The sequence below is a fragment of the Gordonia zhenghanii genome (genome assembly GCF_021738965.1).
Lineage (GTDB): Bacteria > Actinomycetota > Actinomycetes > Mycobacteriales > Mycobacteriaceae > Gordonia > Gordonia zhenghanii.
The window spans coordinates 587165-602952 of record NZ_JAKKOQ010000001.1; the positions used below are offsets into that span (position 1 = coordinate 587165).

Genomic DNA, 15788 nt, shown 5'->3' on the forward strand with positions numbered 1-15788 from the left:
CTCGGTGACGTCCGCGCTCCACGTTTCCCACGAGGCGACTGTTGGTGTTGACTGGGGAACCATGCAAGGACTGGCCGTACTTCTGTTCCCTCCGGTGCTGATGCTGTTCGCACTCGCCATGGAGAAGGTGCAGAACGGTCTCGACCGGTTGTCGGTCGGACGGGCTCACGTGGAAGAGTTCCTGGACACCGCCGACGAGACCGACCTCAGCAACCTCGCTAAGGACGGCCTCCCGGCCGCATTGGACGAACTACGTCAGCGTCGAAGCAACGACGAGACCGGTCAGCCGGTCATCCCAGCCGATTCAGACGCCCGAAACCGGGCCAGTTGACACACCCGGCAATTCAGACATTGCACACCACTGTGAATGCCTGCCGCACACGTGATCAATTCAACAACTATGCTTTTCCCAAGTAGTGTTGATCACTGAACGTGCGTTCGGAACAAGAGAGGTTCTTTAGGTGGAAGAAGTACTCGCCAGGGCAGGCATTTTCCAGGGGGTTGAGCCCACGGCTGTAGCGGCACTCGCAAAAGAGTTGCAGCCGGTCGAGTTCCCTCGCGGTCATGTGATCTTCCACGAAGGGGAACCGGGCGACCGCCTGTTCATCATCCTCTCCGGCAAGGTCAAGCTGGGTCGGCGTTCGCCGGACGGCCGCGAAAACTTGCTGACCATCATGGGTCCGTCCGACATGTTCGGCGAACTCTCGATCTTCGACCCGGGCCCGCGCACGTCGTCGGCCACTACGGTCACCGAGGTCCGCGCCGTCACGATGGACCGCGAAGCGCTTAAGAAGTGGATCAAGGACCGCCCGGAGATCGCCGAGCAGCTGCTGCGGGTTCTCGCTCGTCGCCTGCGTCGGACCAACAACAACCTCGCGGATCTCATCTTCACCGACGTCCCGGGCCGTGTCGCCAAGCAGCTCCTTCAGCTCGCGCAGCGCTTCGGCACTCAGGAGGGCGGCGCCCTGCGCGTCACCCACGACCTGACGCAGGAAGAGATCGCGCAGCTCGTCGGAGCTTCACGCGAGACCGTGAACAAGGCGCTCGCCGACTTCGCTCAGCGAGGCTGGCTGCGACTCGAAGGCAAGAGCGTCCTCATCGCGGACTCGGAGCGTCTCGCTCGCCGAGCACGCTGACCGGAGTTCCACTCGGCCACAGCTGAAAGACCTCGGTGGCGAGAGTTCACACCATTTCGGTGGTGCGGACTCCCGGCACCGAGGTCTTTTCGTCGGGGGTGGATCTCGACTCCGCTCGATCAGCGAGAGGAAGCTAGAGCGTCCGCAGGTACTGCAACTGCGCCTTAACGCTCATCTTGGCCGCGGGCCACAGTTCCTCGTCGACGTCCGCGTAGACGGCCTTGACGACCTTCATCGGTTTCGCCTCCTGCGGGGTCTTCCCGAGACGGTCGAGCGCTGCACGGATCTGGTCGAGACGTTCTTCCCGGTGTTGCTTGTAGAAGCGCGCGACGGGGCCGAGCTCGGGATGGTCCGGACCGTGTCCGGGAAGCATCGGCACGTCCGAGGAGTCGACGATGAGCCGATTCAGCGAGTGGAAGTAGTCGCCCAGCGTCCCGTCCTGGGGGTCGAGGACGGTCGTCCCCGAACCGAGGACGGTGTCACCGGTCAGGATCGCCCGCTGCCCGTCGCATTCGACGAGGAAGCTCGTCGAATCCAGGGTGTGGCCGGGTGTGTGCACCACCGTGATACGCAGTCCCGCAGCTTCGATCACTTCCCGGTCGGCCAACCGCGGCGCACCGACGGAGAAGTCCGACGAGTACGCGCGTGTGGGCGCTCCCGTCATCTTCCGGAACCGTTTGAGCGCGCCCACGTGGTCCTCGTGCCGGTGCGTGAAGAGCGTCAGCTCCACCTCACCCGCTGCGTCGAGGACGTTCTTCAGGTGTGCGCGATGCTTCCGCGGGCCGGGGTCGACGACCACCGCCCGTTCCTCGCCCGGTGCCCGGAGAATCCACGTGTTGGTTCCGTCGAGCGTCATCATGCCGGGGTTCTCGCACAGGACGACCCATGCGAACGGCGTCACCTGCCGAGCCCGACCGTAGGCGGGATGGACGAGATCGGTGTCGGTCATCGCCGGATCACGCGACCTGGACGACCAGCTCGACTTCGACGGGAGCACCCAACGGGAGCTCCGCCACGCCGACGGCCGACCGGGCGTGCACACCTGCATCGCCGAAGACCTCGCCGATCAAGTCCGACGCCCCGTTGATCACCGCAGGCTGGCCGGTGAACCCGTTCGCCGAAGCGACGAAGCCGACCACCTTGACCACACGCACTACCGCGTCGATACCGACTTCGGCGTGGACTGCGGCCAACGCGTTCAACGCGCACTGGCGGGCGGCGGCATTCGCCTCGTCCGGCCGGACGACGCCTTCGGCGCCCTCGGAGACCTTGCCGACAGACTGAAGCGAACCGTCGACCACCGGCAGCTGACCCGATGTGTAGACCATGTCGCCGACGCGGAGCGCGGGCGTATAGCTACCGACGGGCGCCACCACGGCGGGCAACGTGATGCCGAGTTCAGCGAGGCGAGCGGTCCACTGTCCACTCATCGCCGTCAGCCCTTCGGGCGCTTCAAGTACGCGACGAGCTGCTCACCGGTCGGACCGGGCAGCACGGTGACCAGCTCCCATCCGTCCGATCCCCACTGGTCGAGGATCTGTTTGGTCGCGTGCGTGAGCAGGGGGACGGTCGCGTACTCCCAGGATGTCGGTGCTGTCATGTCGCTCACCTTATCGGTTAACGAACTGTCCCGTAGGCGGGGCCGATAAGGTGAACGACGTGGTCGAGAAACATGTGACGGACGGTCCCACGAGTCAGTGGTCCGAGCAGGCACGCCAGGCGCGGCTGCATTTCGTGTCCGGCAAGGGCGGCACCGGCAAGACGACGGTCGCCGCCGCGCTCGCGCTGACGTTGGCGTCGCGCGGCCAACGCGTCCTACTCGTGGAATGCGAGGAGCGCCAAGGCATCGCGCAGCTCTTCGACACCCACCCGTTGCCGCCCGTCGACACCCAGGTCGCCACCCTCGAAGGCGGCGGATCCGTGTGGGCGCTCCCGCTGCAGATCGAGTACGCGCTGCTCGAGTACCTCGACATGTTCTACAACCTCGGATTCGCGGGCCGCGCCATCAAACGCGTCGGCGCGATCGACTTCGTCACCACCGTCGCCCCCGGGCTGCGCGATGTCGTCATCACCGGCAAGATCAAGGAGCGGGTCATCGCCCTCGACAAGAAGGGGCACCGGCTCTACGATTCGATCGTCGTCGACTCGCCCCCGACCGGACGCATCGGCAACTTCCTCGACGTGACGTCGGCGATGCGAGATCTCACGAAGACAGGACCGATCCGCAAGCAGAGCGACGGCGTCGCCAAACTCCTCCATTCCCCGGACACGATGATCCACCTGTGCACGCTCCTCGAAGCGATGCCCATCCAGGAGACGATCGAAGCCGTCGACGAGCTGCGGGCCAAGGAGCTGAACATCGGCGCGGTCTTCATCAACCGCGTCGAACCCGCCTACCTCCCCGACGATCAGCTCGACGCGATCGCGGAAGGCCGGATCGACGCCGACAAAGTGCGGACCTCGATGACCGAGGCCGGAGTCACCGTCACGGACGACGATCTGTCCGGGCTCTTGACCGAGACGGTCGACTACGCGTCGCGGACCCAGGCGCAGCAGGTGGCGCGTGCCGAACTCGACGACGTCGACACCCCACAGATCGAACTCCCGTCCGTCGAGAACGGCATGGATCTGGGCGGTCTGTACGAACTCGTCGACGTGTTGAAGAAAGCAGGGGTCTGATGCCCGACCTGAAGATGGGTGCGGTGCTCGCCGACCCGAACACGCGCGTGGTGATCTGCTGTGGATCCGGCGGCGTCGGAAAGACGACGACGGCAGCGTCGATGGCTCTGCATGCCGCCGAGAACGGCCGCAAGGTCGCGGTCTTGACGATCGACCCGGCGCGACGACTCGCCCAGTCCCTCGGTGTCACCGAGCTCACCAATGAGCCACAGCCCGTGCCGATCGCGAGCGCCGCCGCAGGCGGCGGCTCGTTGGACGCGATGATGCTCGACATGCGCCGTACCTTCGACGACATGGTCGTCGAGCACTCGACGCCCGAGCGCGCCGAAGCGATCATGGACAACGCGTTCTATCAGACCGTCGCATCGTCGTTCTCCGGCACGCAGGAATACATGGCGATGGAGAAGCTGGGCAAGCTCCTGGACGAGAACCGCTGGGATCTCATCATCGTCGACACTCCTCCGTCGCGGAACGCTCTCGACTTCCTGGACGCGCCGCAGCGCCTCGGGTCGTTCCTGTCGGGCCGCCTGATGAAGATGCTGGTCGGCGGCGGCCGCGGGGTCGGTCGTGTGGTGACCGGTGCGATGGGCATCGCGATGCGCGGTATCTCGACGATCGTCGGCGGAGACATCCTGCGCGACGTCGCGACGTTCGTGCAGTCCTTGGACTCGATGTTCGGAGGCTTCTCCGAACGAGCCGAACGGACCTACGCGCTACTCAAACGGCCCGGCACCCAGTTCGTGGTGGTCGCGTCCCCCGAGGCCGACGCGCTGCGCGAGGCATCGTTCTTCGTCGACCGTCTGTCGAAGGACACCATGCCGTTGGCCGGCCTGATCGTGAACCGCACGCACCCGAATCTGACGTCACTGTCTACGCCGGCAGCCGAATCCGTCCTGGACAAGGTCGACGACGAGCTCACCCGCGGGGTGCTGCAGGTCCACGTCGACCGTGCCGCGACAGCCAAGCGGGAAGTCCATCTGCTGCAACGGTTCACGTCGTCGCACCCGAGCGTTCCGATCGTCGGGGTGCCTGCGCTTCCGTTCGAGGTGGCCGACTCCGATGCGCTGCGCGCGGTGGCCGAACAGATCGTCAGCCGCGGCTGACGAAGCTGCTCGACGCGGCACAGAACTCGACTCGACTCGGCACAGATCTGACTCGGCACAAAGCAAAGCCCGGCGCGTGAGCGCCGGGCTGTCGGTCAGTTCTGGTCGGGGACGGCGCCGATGCGCTGCCTGCGCCTCTGTGCCTCGAAGAACGCGGCCCAGGAGGTGACCTCCGGGTGCTGGCGGAGCAGGGCACGACGCTGACGTTCAGTCATGCCGCCCCAGACACCGAACTCCACCCGATTGTCGAGTGCGTCGGCTCCGCATTCCATCTGTACCGGGCAATGCCTGCAGATCGTCGCGGCCTTACGTTGCGCGGCCCCTCGAACGAACAAGTCGTCGGGGTCTCCGCCGCGGCATCGCGCTTGCGCGACCCACGTTAGTCGGGTGTCAGTATCTCCGGACGGCAACGGTGCGAGAGTCATTGCACGATCCCACCTTTCACAAACCCATCGACACGAACCGGAGTTCGGTGCGCGCATAAGATCTCTTCCGTGACTCCACCCTACAATTCACGCTTTTGTGGGGTACCTCACGTCACCCACAGTATTGAGACGTCTATCGCAAATCAAGTCGGGGGCGGTACACGAGTGATGTCGATGTGCCGATCGGCCAGGTCGCTACTGCGGTGAGATCGCATTCACACGTATCCTGGCGACCGTGCGGAAGACATCGAACCTAGTCGGCCTGGCCGTAGCCTGCGTGATGGCGGGCGTCCTGGTGGCCGGACTCCTGTTCCCCATTGCGGGTGGGGTGGGAGTCCTGACCAACCGAGCCGCGGCGACAGTGGAGAACAGTTCGTCCGAACTGCTGGGCGGCACCGTCCCCGAGGTCACCACCGTGACCGACGCAGCGGGCAAGCCGATCGCGACACTGTTCGACCAGTACCGCTATCAGGTCGGCTACAACGACATCTCCCAGGACATGATCCGCGCGATAATCTCGATCGAGGACCGGCGGTTCCTCGAGCACGACGGCGTCGACTGGCGCGGCACCATCCGCGCAGCGTTGAAGAACTCGTCGTCGGGTGAAGTGCAGCAGGGTGCGTCCACGCTCGACCAGCAGTACATCAAGAACTATCAATTGCTGGTCCTCGCGCGAACCGAAGCCGAGCGGCAGGCGGCGATCGAGACGACGCCCGCCCGCAAGCTGCGCGAAGTCCGGATGGCGATGACGTTGGAGCAGACGCTCACCGAGCAGGCCAAGCGCGAGCAGGGACTCGACGACGAAGCCGCCAAGCAGGACGCGAAGAAGCAGATCATCACCCGCTACTTGAACGTCGTCCCGTTCGGCAACAACGCATACGGAATCGAGGCGGCGGCGCAGACCTACTTCGGCCACTCGGCCAAGGAACTGACCGTCGAGCAGGCGGCGATGCTCGCGGGCATGGTCCAGTCGAGTTCGGCGCTCAACCCGTACACCGCTCCGGAAGCGACCACCGTGCGTCGCAACACGGTCCTCGACACGATGATCAGCAACTTCCCGGAGCGGAAAGCGGAGTTGACCGCGGCCAAGGACAAGCCCCTCGGCGTGCTGCCGTCCCCGCGCACTCCCGTCCAGGGCTGCATCGGTGCCGGAAACGACGGATTCTTCTGCGACTACGTCCTGCAGTACCTCGCCGACAACGGCATCTCGCGGCAGACAGTGATGCGCGGCGGCTACGTCATCCGCACCACGCTCGACCCGGAAGTCCAGCGTTCGGCGATGCGCTCGGCCAAGGCACAGGCCAATCCCCACACCGACGGCATCGCGAATGTGATGAGTCTGATCCGTCCGGGCAAGCAGTCGCACGACGTGGTGTCAATGGTCTCGAGCCGTGACTACGGGCTCGACGCGTCGAAGGACGAGACCGTCGCGCCGCAGCCGTTCTCCATGGTCGGCGACGGCGCGGGCTCGATCTTCAAAGTGTTCACCACCGCTGCCGCGATGGAGAAGGGGCTGGGCACCGATTCGGTGCTGGCGATCCCGCCGAGCGTCGCCGTCTACGGCATGGGCGACAGCAACGGCCTCAACGGTTGCCCGGTCAACGCGTACTGCGTGAAGAACGCGGGCCCCTATCCGCCGAACGCATCGGTGACGCAGGCACTCGCAACATCGCCGAACACGACGTTCGTGCAGTTGCTCCAGCAGGTCGGCGTGAAGCCCGCCGTCGATATGGCGGTACGCCTCGGACTGCGCTCCTACAACTCCCCCGGGACGTCGGGCTTCGGCGACCAGAGCCTCGCCGAGCACATCAAGAAGGGTAACTTCGGTTCGTTCACGCTCGGTCCGTTCGCCGTCAACGCGCTCGAACTGTCGAACGTCGCCGCGACTCTCGCGTCCGGCGGCACGTGGTGCCCACCGAACCCGATCCAGTCGATCCAACAAGTCAAGCGCGACAAGTACGGCAACCGCGTGATGAACGAGAACGGCGACCCGGCGATGGTCCCGGTCCCGTTCACGCCGCCCGCCTGCGAGCAGGTCGTCGACAAGGGCCTCGCCAACACCTTGGCCAACGCGATGAGCGAGGACGATCGGGGCGGCGGCACGTCGGCGGCAGCCGCCGCATCCACCGGCTGGTCGCTTCCGCTGTCCGGCAAGACGGGCACCACCGAAGCGCACCGCTCGGCGGGCTTCCTCGGCTTCACCAACCAACTCGCCGCCGCGTCGTACGTCTACAACGACGGCCCGACCCCGGCCGGCATCTGCACCGCGCCGCTGCGCCAGTGCTACGACGGCGACGTCTACGGCGGTTTCGAGCCAGCTCGGACCTGGTACAACGCGGTGAAACCGGTGGCGACGAAGTTCGGTCCGGTCGCGATGCCGCCGAAGGACCCCGCGTACGTGGCAGGCAGTAACCGGGGACGGATCCCCAACGTGAAGGGTCTGCCCGCCAGTCAGGCGACGTCACGTCTGCAGGAGGCCGGGTTCAAGATCAACGAGATGGAGGTCGACAGCGGGCGCCCCCAAGGCACTGTGGTGTTCACCGCACCGTCCGACAGCGCGATGCCGGGCAGCACCATCGCGATGTATGTGAGCAATGGACGCGCCCCGCAGAAGGACGACGGCAGCGACGGCGGCGACAGTGGCGGCGGATCGACCGAGAAGACGGTCGAAGTCCCTGGTGTGGGGCCCGTGGTGATCGAGGTCCCGGACGAGTGACCTGATCCACGCCGCGGGCAAGGCTATCGTGGAGGCATGGATTCTGGTTCCGGTACAGGCGTCTCCGCGACGAACTTGGCTCGACTGTCCGCGGGAGCGGCGGGCGCCGCAGCGGCAGGCCTGCTCTATTCGACGGTGATCGAGCGCAACGCGTTCGCGCTCCGTCATGTGACCGCTCCCCTGTTGGAGGCGGGGTCGTCGCCGCTGCGCGTGCTGCACATCAGCGACATCCACATGACGCCGCACCAGCACTTGAAGCAGGCGTGGATCTCCGAACTCGACTCGCTCGAACCCGATCTGGTGGTCAACACGGGCGACAACCTCGCGCACCCGAATGCGGTTCCTGCCGTGGTCCAAGCGCTCGGCGGGCTGTTGTCGCGACCGGGCCTGTTCGTCTTCGGATCGAACGACTACTTCGGCCCGAAGCCGAAGAACCCGCTCAAATACTTCAAGAAGAACCACAAGCGGAGGCATGGCGAGCCGCTCCCATGGCAGGATCTGCGGGCGGCGTTCTCCGAGCGCGGCTGGCTCGATGCGACGCACACCGTCCGCGAGATCGAGGTGTCCGGTGTCCGCGTCGCGGCCGCCGGGGTCGACGACCCGCACATCGAACGCGACCGCTACGAGACCGTCGCCGGACGTCCCAACCCGCTCGCCCAGGTACGTCTCGGGTTGACGCATTCGCCGGAGCCGCGCGTCCTCGACTCGTTCGCCTACGACGGGTACGACCTGGTGATGGCCGGACACACCCACGGCGGCCAGTTGTGCGTCCCCGGTTACGGCGCCGTCGTCACGAACTGCCAACTCGACCGGTCCCGCGTGAAGGGACTGTCCCGCTGGGGGGCGGACATGGCGCTGCACGTCAGTGCCGGCCTGGGCACGTCGCCGTACGCGCCCGCCCGCTTCAGTTGCCGTCCCGAGGCGACTCTGCTGACGTTGACCGCCGTCTCCAACGGCGGGCACGACGCCGACGTCGACCTTCAGCTGCCCAGTCTGCAGGGCGTGCCCGTCTGATCGGCCTCGCCCGCGGCCCCGGGAGGGGTCGTCGTCAGAGGTTTGTGTGGCACCGTCCGATGGGAACGATCATCGGACGGTCGCTGACCGGGTCCTCGACGACACGCGATCGCAACCCGAACACCTCGAAGAGGAGCTCTTCGGTGATCACCTTCGACGGCGGCCCCTGCGCGACGACGGCGCCGTCTTTCATCGCGACGAGGTTGTCGCTGTAGCGGACGGCGAGGTTGAGGTCGTGCAGCACCATCAGGACGGTTCGCCCCTCCTCGTGGAGGTCGTTGACGAGGTCGAGGACGTCCAGCGCGTGCGAGAGGTCCAGGAACGTCGTCGGCTCGTCGAGCAGGATCAGGTCGGTGCCCTGCGCGAGGGTCATCGAGATCCAGACTCGCTGCCGCTGACCGCCCGACAGCGAGTCGACGGTGCGGTCGGCGAGGTCGCGGATGCCGGTCTGGGTGAGGACGGCGTCGACGATGTCCTCGTCGGTGGACGACCACTGCCGGATCCAACTCTGGTGCGGGTGCCTGCCGCGCGCCACGAGATCGGCGACGGTGAGACCCTCGGGCGCGATCGGCGACTGCGGAAGCAGTCCGAGCTTGGTCGCGACCTCTTTGGTCCGGTAGTCGGCGATGTCCTTGCCGTCGAGCACCACCGATCCCGACGACGGTTTGATCAAGCGTGCCAGGGTCCGCAGCAGCGTCGACTTTCCGCAGCCATTGGGGCCGATGATCGTGGTGACGACGCCGGTCGGCACGTCGAGGTCGAGGTCGCCGATGACGGGTCGTCCCCCGTATCCGGATGCGACTGATCGTGCGCCGAGCCGCGGTTTGTCGAGGTAGAGATCGGTCACCGGGAACTCCTGACGTTCTGTCGGATGAGGAGGTATACGAGGAACGGGCCGCCGACTGCAGCCGTGACGATGCCGACCGGCAGCGTCACGGGCAGCAGGGTCCGTGCGACGAGGTCGGCACCGGCGAGCAGGAACGCTCCGACGGCAGCCGATGGGATGAGGGGCGGCGACGACAGGCCGGTCAGCCGCATCGTGACCTGTGGCGACACGAATGCGACGAAGGCGATCGGGCCAGCACCGGAGACCGCGGCCGCGGCGAGGACGACCGCCGCGATGAGCAGCACCGCCCTGGTTCGACCCAAGCCGACACCCAGACCTTGTGCGACGTCGTCGCCGAGTTGCACGGCGCGCAGCGCGAACGCGGCGACGATCGCGACGACCGCTGCGATCGCGGTGAGAACACCCGTCCCGATGACTTGGTCCCAGGTACGAGCGTCGAGGGATCCGACGAGCCACGTCTGCGCCTGGCCGACCTGATCGATGTCGGCGCGCACCATCATCCAGGTGATCAGCGCATGCATGAGAGCGTTGACGGCCACGCCGATGAGGATCAAGCGCATCCCGTTCATGCCGCCGCGCGCCGCGAGCACGTACACGAGCACGCCGGTGATCAGCGCGCCGGCGAGCGCGATCCCCGGCATCCCGTAGCGGACGACGCCGGTCGCGGCGCCGCCCGCCGTCAGCAGGAACACCGCGGTGACGCCTGCGCCCGCACTGATTCCGAGAATGTCGGGGCTGGCCAGCGGGTTGTGCGAGATCGACTGCACGATCGCGCCGGACATCGCGAGCCCGGCGCCGACGATCACCGCCATCAACGCACGAGGGAGACGCAGGTCGTTGACGATGAAGGTGCTGAGTGCGTCGCCCCGGCCGATGAGGGTCTCGACGACCTGGGTGAACGACAGTGGGAGGTCGCCCATCCGGATGCTCATGCAGAAGAAGACGAACGCGCCGACGGCGGCGATCACGGTGACGATCACCGGCCGCGGACGCCAGACGAAGCTGACGACCCCGCCGAATCGCATCCCGATGGGCAGCCGTGGACGCGGCGCGGGAGCGACGTCGTCCGGGATCGGCTCGTGCTTGCTCAGATCGATCACAGTCGGACCGCCCGTCGCCACCAGACCAGCGCGACGAAGCACGGTGCGCCGACCAGTGCGACGACGATTCCGGCTTCCAGTTCGCTCGGCCGCGCGACGACTCGCCCCACGATGTCGGCGACGAGCAGCACGACCCCTCCCGCCAGGGCCGAGTACGGGAGAAGCCACCGGTGGTCCGGGCCGGTGAGGTACCGCGCGAGGTGCGGGACGACAAGTCCCAGGAACGCGATGCTTCCGCAGGCCGCAGTGCCTGCCCCGGCGAGGAGCGTCACGGACAGGAGGCCGACGCCACGGGCCGCGGTGACGTTCTGTCCGAGTCCGCGGGCGACGTCGTCGCCGAGATTGAGCAGGTTGACCGCAGGCGCGTTGGCGAACGCGAGCAACAGGCCGAGCACGATGAACGGCGCCGCGACGCCGATCACGTCGTAGCCCCGTCCGGCGACTGCACCCGCGTTCCAGAAGCGGAGGGCTTCGAGCGACTGATTGTCGTTCAACGCCACCGCGGAGGTCATCGCGCTCAGAAAGAACGAGACACCGGTACCCGCCAAGACGAGCGTCAACGGCGACGCCGCCGTTCCGCCGATGCTCGAGAGCCCGAACACCACGACGGACGCGACCGCCGCACCCGCGAACGCGAACCAGATGTACTGCAGCGGCGACGTGATGCCGCCGACGAAGATCGCGACCACGACGGCGAGCGCCGCGCCCTGCGTGATGCCGAGCAGTCCGGGATCGGCGATCGGATTGCGCGTGTGCCCTTGCATGAGCGCGCCTGCGACGCCGAGCGCGGCTCCGACGATGAGTGCGAGCAGCGTGCGCGGGATGCGCTCGGTCTGCACGATGATGGCGGCCTCGTTCAGCCTCGGATTCTCGGCGATCCCGTCACCGATGTATGAGTGCCAGAGTCCGTGCCAGACCAACGACGGCGAGATGGCGTTGGAACCGATCAGGAGCGACGCGACGACCATGACGGCCACGCTCGCGACCAGCGCGAGCAGACCGATCATCCGTTTGCGTCGCACGCTGGATCCGGGTGTACGGCCGCGCACGATCTCCAGGGTCGTAGGCATCGCAGTAATGCTAGCCTTAGCTCTCTTGCTGGGGCGATGCGGAGTGCCCAGGGCGGGGAGGGTCATTGTGCGGACACCGGGTGAGCGCCAGGGCCGTGCGTCTCCCCGCGGAACTCGCCGAGTCCGTAGCCGTGGGTGAATGCATGCGAAATGAGTTGCGCGAGGCGATCCCGAGCATCGGCGTCGCCTGCGACCCGTGCGCGCGGGAGGTCGGTGCGTTCCCCGGACAACAGCCGGAAGACTTCGTCTAAGGATCCGTCGATCAGAAGTTCGGCAGAGACCGTCGTGTCGACCACCGAGACCGAGACGCCGTCGCCGGTTGCGACGAGCAGAAGCGTGTCGCCGTCGATGTCGATCCGCGCGGTCAACTCGGGGCCGGGGCGATCAGAGGCGAACGCGTCGGGATACAGGGCCATCACAGCGAAGACGAGCCACCGGCCACGACTGTGCTTCTCGGTGTCTTCGACTTCCATCAGCGGCGCACCCCAGCGGGCGATCGCGACCAACGGTCGCCGCAACTCGCGCCCCCATGCGGTGAGCGAGTAGACGCGTGCCGCGACCGGCGCGGGCTCTTCCCTCGAAGTCACCACGCCGGCCTCCTCAAGACTCCGCAATCTCTGAGCCAGCAGATTCGTCGCTATTCCCGGCAACGATCTCTGCAGGTCCGAATACCTACTAGGACTGATGAGGAGTTCGCGTACCACCAGCATGGTCCACCGGTCGCCGATCACGTCCAGTGCTCGGGACAGTGCACAGAATTCTCCGTACGACTTCATGACCGCGATTCTACACTTGACAATAATCAGGTAGTGCTTGAAATAATAAAGTCGTGAACACGATCCTCAATCAGCGCCACAAGCCGCGCAGCCTCGTTCTGGTCGTACTGTGTGCAGCGACCCTGACCATCAGCCTCGCGACAACCGCGATCAACGTCGCCCTCCCATCCCTGTCCGTGGAGTTGCGCGCCGACACCCGCCAACTCCAATGGATCGTCGACGCCTACAACCTGTTGTTCGCCACGTTCGTCCTGGCGTTCGGGAGCCTCAGCGACCGGTACGGGCGAAAGGGTGCGCTGATCGGCGGCCTCGCGATCTTCGGCGGTGGCGCGATCGGCGCGATGTTTGCCGACTCTGCAGGTCAGCTAATCTTCTGGCAGGCCGTGATGGGACTCGGAGCAGCCTTCGTCTACCCGACGACGCTGTCGATCCTGTCGAATGTGTTCACCGAGCGCGCCGATAAGGCGAAGGCCATCGGAATCTGGGGCGCGACAACGGGACTCGGGGTGGCCTGCGGCCCGATTCTCGGCGGCTGGCTGCTCGAGTCGTTCTGGTGGGGCAGCGTGTTCCTCGCTCTGGCGATCGCCGCGGCAGTCTCCGTCGTCGCAGCCGCGTCCGTCGTCACCACCTCGAGCGACCCGGCGACACCGCGAATCGACTACGGCGGCCTAGTGCTCTCGGTACTCGCGGTCGGAACGCTCGTCTTCACCGTGATCGAAGCCCCGGACCGCGGCTGGGCGGACGCCATGACCGTGACCGGGTTCGTCCTCGCAATCGCGCTGTTCGCGCTCCTCGTGTTCTGGGAACGTGCTCGCGACGAGCCCATGATCGACGTGAAGCTGTTCACCAACATGCGGTTCACCGCCGCCAGCGCGTCGGTCACGTTCGCCTACTTCGCACTGTTCGGATTCATCTTCCTCATCACTCAGTACTTCCAACTCGTCCGGGGATACCCACCTCTCGAGACGGGGTTGAAGTTCATCCCGGTCGCCGCCTCGATCGCCGTGGGATCGATACTCGGAACAGCTCTCGCGGTCCGCCTCGGCAACAAAGTCGTGGTGACTGCCGGCCTGTCACTCTTCACGATCGCGTTCCTGTGGATCGCGACCGTGAGTCAGTCGACCAGCTACCTGGAGATCGCCCTGCAGATGATCCCGCTCGGACTCGGGCTGGGTCTCACCTCCGCACCCGCGACCGAGGCGATCATGGGCGCGGTCCCCCGCGACAAGGCAGGCATCGGATCCGCGATGAACGACGCCACCCGCGAGGTCGGCGGCACCCTCGGCGTCGCGGTGATCGGCAGCGTCTACGCCTCGCTGTACTCGTCCGGCTTCGCCGACTCCGGCGTCGCGCAGAGTCTGCCGACCGACGTGAAGGCCACAGTCGAGGAATCGATCGGGGCAGCAATGGTCGCGGCTGATCAGATAGGCGCGGCAGGCGACGGTCGAACGGCACAGACGCTCACTGATGCAGCAGACAGCGCGTTTCTCGACGGTCTCGCCGCCGGTTCGTATGTCGCCGCAGGAGTCACCCTGCTCGGCGCGATCGTCACCGCCGTCTTCCTGCCCGGACATCCGAAAGACACGGTGCCAGCAGAACATTCGGGTGCCGACGTATCGACGACGTTGCAGCCGCCAAGACTCACCAGTCGTTCTGCAGGGCGCGCCGCCCGAGTACGTCGACGAGTACTAGGGCTGCGTGAGTCTCCGCGACCCGGTCCGCGCTAGATCTACCGACCTTCTTCTCGGCTCGCCGTAATCGCTGCAAAACAGTATTGCGATGGATGTCGAGAGCCTGGGCAGCCTTCGCCAGACTTCCTCGCGCGTTGAGCACCGCCAACAGCGTCGCGCGCTCGTCTCGCTCGGGCGCCCCGTCCGCAGTGAGATCACCCAGCTCCGCTTTGACGAATCGCTGTGCAGCGTCGAGGTCATACGACAACGCGTCAGCCAGGGACACATCGCGGAAATGGACAGTTGCCGGCGCGGGTCGTTCTGCGATCTCGGCGATCCGCCGTGCCCGCGTGGCTTCGAGATGGGAGGTCCTGAACCCAGCCGCGCCGATATGGACCGACCCGAATGCGATGTGAACGTACGAGTCGTGATCGTTCAGCCGGCCAGTACTCGTCGCAGGCGGTAGCACGTGACCGGTGACAGTGATCCATCCCCAGACCGTCGTCGGACCTTCCGAGACAGTGAGGGGCCGACCGGCGCCGAGAGCTGACGCCGTCTTCTGAACGACGTTTTCGAGATCGCGACCGGGTTCGTCGGACCAACAGATCAGCGCGAGATGCCGACCCGTCAGGCGGTGCGACAGGACGCGCTCGGCTCGGGCTGGGTCGACGGGCTCGTCTGCGAGGAGTTCCCTCACGATGTCCGCCCGTTCGATCCGCGCCTCGTTCTGTTGCCGACTCAGAGTGGCGATGTACTCGCTGGCGATCTGACTCGAGATGCGGTCGATGTACCTCAGCAAGAACCGTTCGAGCTCAAAGAACACGGTGAGCGCTTCGGCCGCACCGTAGCCGGCAGCGTCGAGCCCTTCGCTGAGTTGCTCGACGAAAAACTCGTGACCCAGCCGGTAGAACCGCAATATGACATCGACGCTGTAGCCTCGTGCAGCCATGGCTCGTGCATGCTCCAGGGCGGTCACGGGCGCCCGCGCGGCCGACACATCGATACCGTGTCGCACCATCGACAGCGCCGCTTCGATGTTCGACGAGCAGGAGCCGAGGGTGAGGCCACGGATCTCGTCGTCGATGACGACCTCCGGAAGCCGGACGACTATGTAGTCCAGCATCGCGTCCGCCAGATCAGACGCGTTGGCCTGCAGGGAGGTCGCTAGAGCCTTAGCCTGACCGCCCGCCAGGACCGGTTCGCGTCGTGGGCCGCTCACGAGTCGCACCGCTGACGGGGATAATTCACCACA

The 15788-nt window shown here is 66.1% G+C and carries 16 protein-coding genes; 7 read left to right on the forward strand and 9 right to left on the reverse strand.

Features of this window, described 5'->3' with window-relative positions; translation table 11 throughout:
• Positions 1–61: 61 nt before the first annotated feature.
• Positions 62–331, forward strand: coding sequence for a hypothetical protein (locus L5G32_RS02610; protein WP_237009441.1), 270 nt, complete (start codon positions 62–64; stop codon positions 329–331).
• Between the two features lie 130 nt (positions 332–461).
• Positions 462–1136, forward strand: coding sequence for a Crp/Fnr family transcriptional regulator (locus tag L5G32_RS02615; RefSeq protein WP_237009442.1), 675 nt, complete (start codon positions 462–464; stop codon positions 1134–1136).
• Between the two features lie 133 nt (positions 1137–1269).
• On the opposite strand, the gene L5G32_RS02620 is transcribed toward L5G32_RS02615, so the two are convergent.
• Genes L5G32_RS02620 through sp36 form a run of 3 tightly spaced genes read right to left on the reverse strand, consistent with a single transcriptional unit; the run spans position 1270 to position 2736 of the window.
• The gene (locus L5G32_RS02620) at positions 1270–2085 is read right to left on the reverse strand and encodes an MBL fold metallo-hydrolase (protein ID WP_237009443.1); all 816 of its coding nucleotides are present in this window, start codon (positions 2083–2085) and stop codon (positions 1270–1272) included.
• Between the two features lie 7 nt (positions 2086–2092).
• Positions 2093–2566 carry a RidA family protein gene (locus tag L5G32_RS02625; protein ID WP_237009444.1) on the reverse strand — a complete coding sequence of 158 codons (474 nt, stop codon included), beginning with the start codon at positions 2564–2566 and terminating at the stop codon, positions 2093–2095.
• Positions 2567–2571: 5 nt separating this feature from the next.
• On the reverse strand, positions 2572–2736 hold the full coding sequence (gene sp36 / locus L5G32_RS02630) for a Sp36 family protein (protein ID WP_237009445.1): 165 nt from the start codon (positions 2734–2736) through the stop codon (positions 2572–2574).
• On the opposite strand from sp36, the gene bagA reads away from it, so the two are divergent.
• Together bagA and bagB are read left to right on the forward strand one after the other, a co-directional pair.
• Positions 2721–3815 carry an ATPase BagA gene (bagA, locus tag L5G32_RS02635; protein ID WP_265738551.1) on the forward strand — a complete coding sequence of 365 codons (1095 nt, stop codon included), beginning with the start codon at positions 2721–2723 and terminating at the stop codon, positions 3813–3815. The two genes, sp36 and bagA, sit on opposite strands and share 16 nt — an antisense overlap.
• On the forward strand, positions 3815–4918 hold the full coding sequence (gene bagB / locus L5G32_RS02640) for an ArsA family ATPase (protein WP_237009447.1): 1104 nt from the start codon (positions 3815–3817) through the stop codon (positions 4916–4918). The genes bagA and bagB overlap by 1 nt, the downstream gene beginning before the upstream one ends.
• A gap of 95 nt (positions 4919–5013) precedes the next feature.
• Here the strand turns inward: bagB and L5G32_RS02645 are convergent, their stop codons facing one another.
• Positions 5014–5343, reverse strand: coding sequence for a WhiB family transcriptional regulator (locus L5G32_RS02645; protein ID WP_237009448.1), 330 nt, complete (start codon positions 5341–5343; stop codon positions 5014–5016).
• A gap of 280 nt (positions 5344–5623) precedes the next feature.
• Here L5G32_RS02645 and L5G32_RS02650 point away from each other — a divergent pair, with 280 nt between their 5' ends.
• Both L5G32_RS02650 and L5G32_RS02655 read left to right on the forward strand, forming a co-directional pair.
• Entirely contained in the window at positions 5624–8059 is a 2436-nt protein-coding gene (locus tag L5G32_RS02650; RefSeq protein ID WP_237009630.1) for a penicillin-binding protein, read from the forward strand.
• Between the two features lie 36 nt (positions 8060–8095).
• Positions 8096–9073, forward strand: a complete 978-nt coding sequence (locus tag L5G32_RS02655; protein ID WP_237009449.1) for a metallophosphoesterase — start codon at positions 8096–8098, stop codon at positions 9071–9073.
• Positions 9074–9107: 34 nt separating this feature from the next.
• On the opposite strand, the gene L5G32_RS02660 is transcribed toward L5G32_RS02655, so the two are convergent.
• The 4 genes from L5G32_RS02660 to L5G32_RS02675 form a co-directional block, all read right to left on the reverse strand.
• A complete protein-coding gene (locus L5G32_RS02660) occupies positions 9108–9920 on the reverse strand; it encodes an ABC transporter ATP-binding protein (RefSeq protein ID WP_308192005.1) in 813 nt (270 codons plus the stop codon).
• The gene (locus L5G32_RS02665; protein WP_237009450.1) at positions 9917–11020 is read right to left on the reverse strand and encodes a FecCD family ABC transporter permease; all 1104 of its coding nucleotides are present in this window, start codon (positions 11018–11020) and stop codon (positions 9917–9919) included. Before L5G32_RS02665 ends, L5G32_RS02660 begins: the two co-directional genes overlap by 4 nt.
• Entirely contained in the window at positions 11017–12090 is a 1074-nt protein-coding gene (locus L5G32_RS02670) for a FecCD family ABC transporter permease (protein ID WP_237009451.1), read from the reverse strand. The genes L5G32_RS02665 and L5G32_RS02670 overlap by 4 nt, the downstream gene beginning before the upstream one ends.
• A gap of 62 nt (positions 12091–12152) precedes the next feature.
• The gene (locus L5G32_RS02675) at positions 12153–12866 is read right to left on the reverse strand and encodes a winged helix-turn-helix transcriptional regulator (RefSeq protein WP_237009452.1); all 714 of its coding nucleotides are present in this window, start codon (positions 12864–12866) and stop codon (positions 12153–12155) included.
• Between the two features lie 53 nt (positions 12867–12919).
• On the opposite strand from L5G32_RS02675, the gene L5G32_RS02680 reads away from it, so the two are divergent.
• A complete protein-coding gene (locus tag L5G32_RS02680; RefSeq protein WP_237009453.1) occupies positions 12920–14593 on the forward strand; it encodes an MFS transporter in 1674 nt (557 codons plus the stop codon).
• Here the strand turns inward: L5G32_RS02680 and L5G32_RS02685 are convergent.
• On the reverse strand, positions 14508–15755 hold the full coding sequence (locus tag L5G32_RS02685) for a PucR family transcriptional regulator (RefSeq protein ID WP_237009454.1): 1248 nt from the start codon (positions 15753–15755) through the stop codon (positions 14508–14510). The genes L5G32_RS02680 and L5G32_RS02685 overlap by 86 nt on opposite strands.
• Positions 15756–15788 lie beyond the last annotated feature (33 nt).

Coding starts and splice junctions, on each gene's coding strand:
- L5G32_RS02610 (WP_237009441.1), top strand. CDS start 62: ATGCAAGGACTGGCCGTACTTCTGTTCCCTCCGGTGCTGATGCTGTTC.
- L5G32_RS02620 (WP_237009443.1), bottom strand. CDS start 2,085: ATGACCGACACCGATCTCGTCCATCCCGCCTACGGTCGGGCTCGGCAG.
- L5G32_RS02625 (WP_237009444.1), bottom strand. CDS start 2,566: ATGAGTGGACAGTGGACCGCTCGCCTCGCTGAACTCGGCATCACGTTG.
- bagA (WP_265738551.1), top strand. CDS start 2,721: ATGTCGGTGCTGTCATGTCGCTCACCTTATCGGTTAACGAACTGTCCC.
- sp36 (WP_237009445.1), bottom strand. CDS start 2,736: ATGACAGCACCGACATCCTGGGAGTACGCGACCGTCCCCCTGCTCACG.
- bagB (WP_237009447.1), top strand. CDS start 3,815: ATGCCCGACCTGAAGATGGGTGCGGTGCTCGCCGACCCGAACACGCGC.
- L5G32_RS02645 (WP_237009448.1), bottom strand. CDS start 5,343: ATGACTCTCGCACCGTTGCCGTCCGGAGATACTGACACCCGACTAACG.
- L5G32_RS02650 (WP_237009630.1), top strand. CDS start 5,624: ATGGCGGGCGTCCTGGTGGCCGGACTCCTGTTCCCCATTGCGGGTGGG.
- L5G32_RS02655 (WP_237009449.1), top strand. CDS start 8,096: ATGGATTCTGGTTCCGGTACAGGCGTCTCCGCGACGAACTTGGCTCGA.
- L5G32_RS02670 (WP_237009451.1), bottom strand. CDS start 12,090: ATGCCTACGACCCTGGAGATCGTGCGCGGCCGTACACCCGGATCCAGC.
- L5G32_RS02675 (WP_237009452.1), bottom strand. CDS start 12,866: ATGAAGTCGTACGGAGAATTCTGTGCACTGTCCCGAGCACTGGACGTG.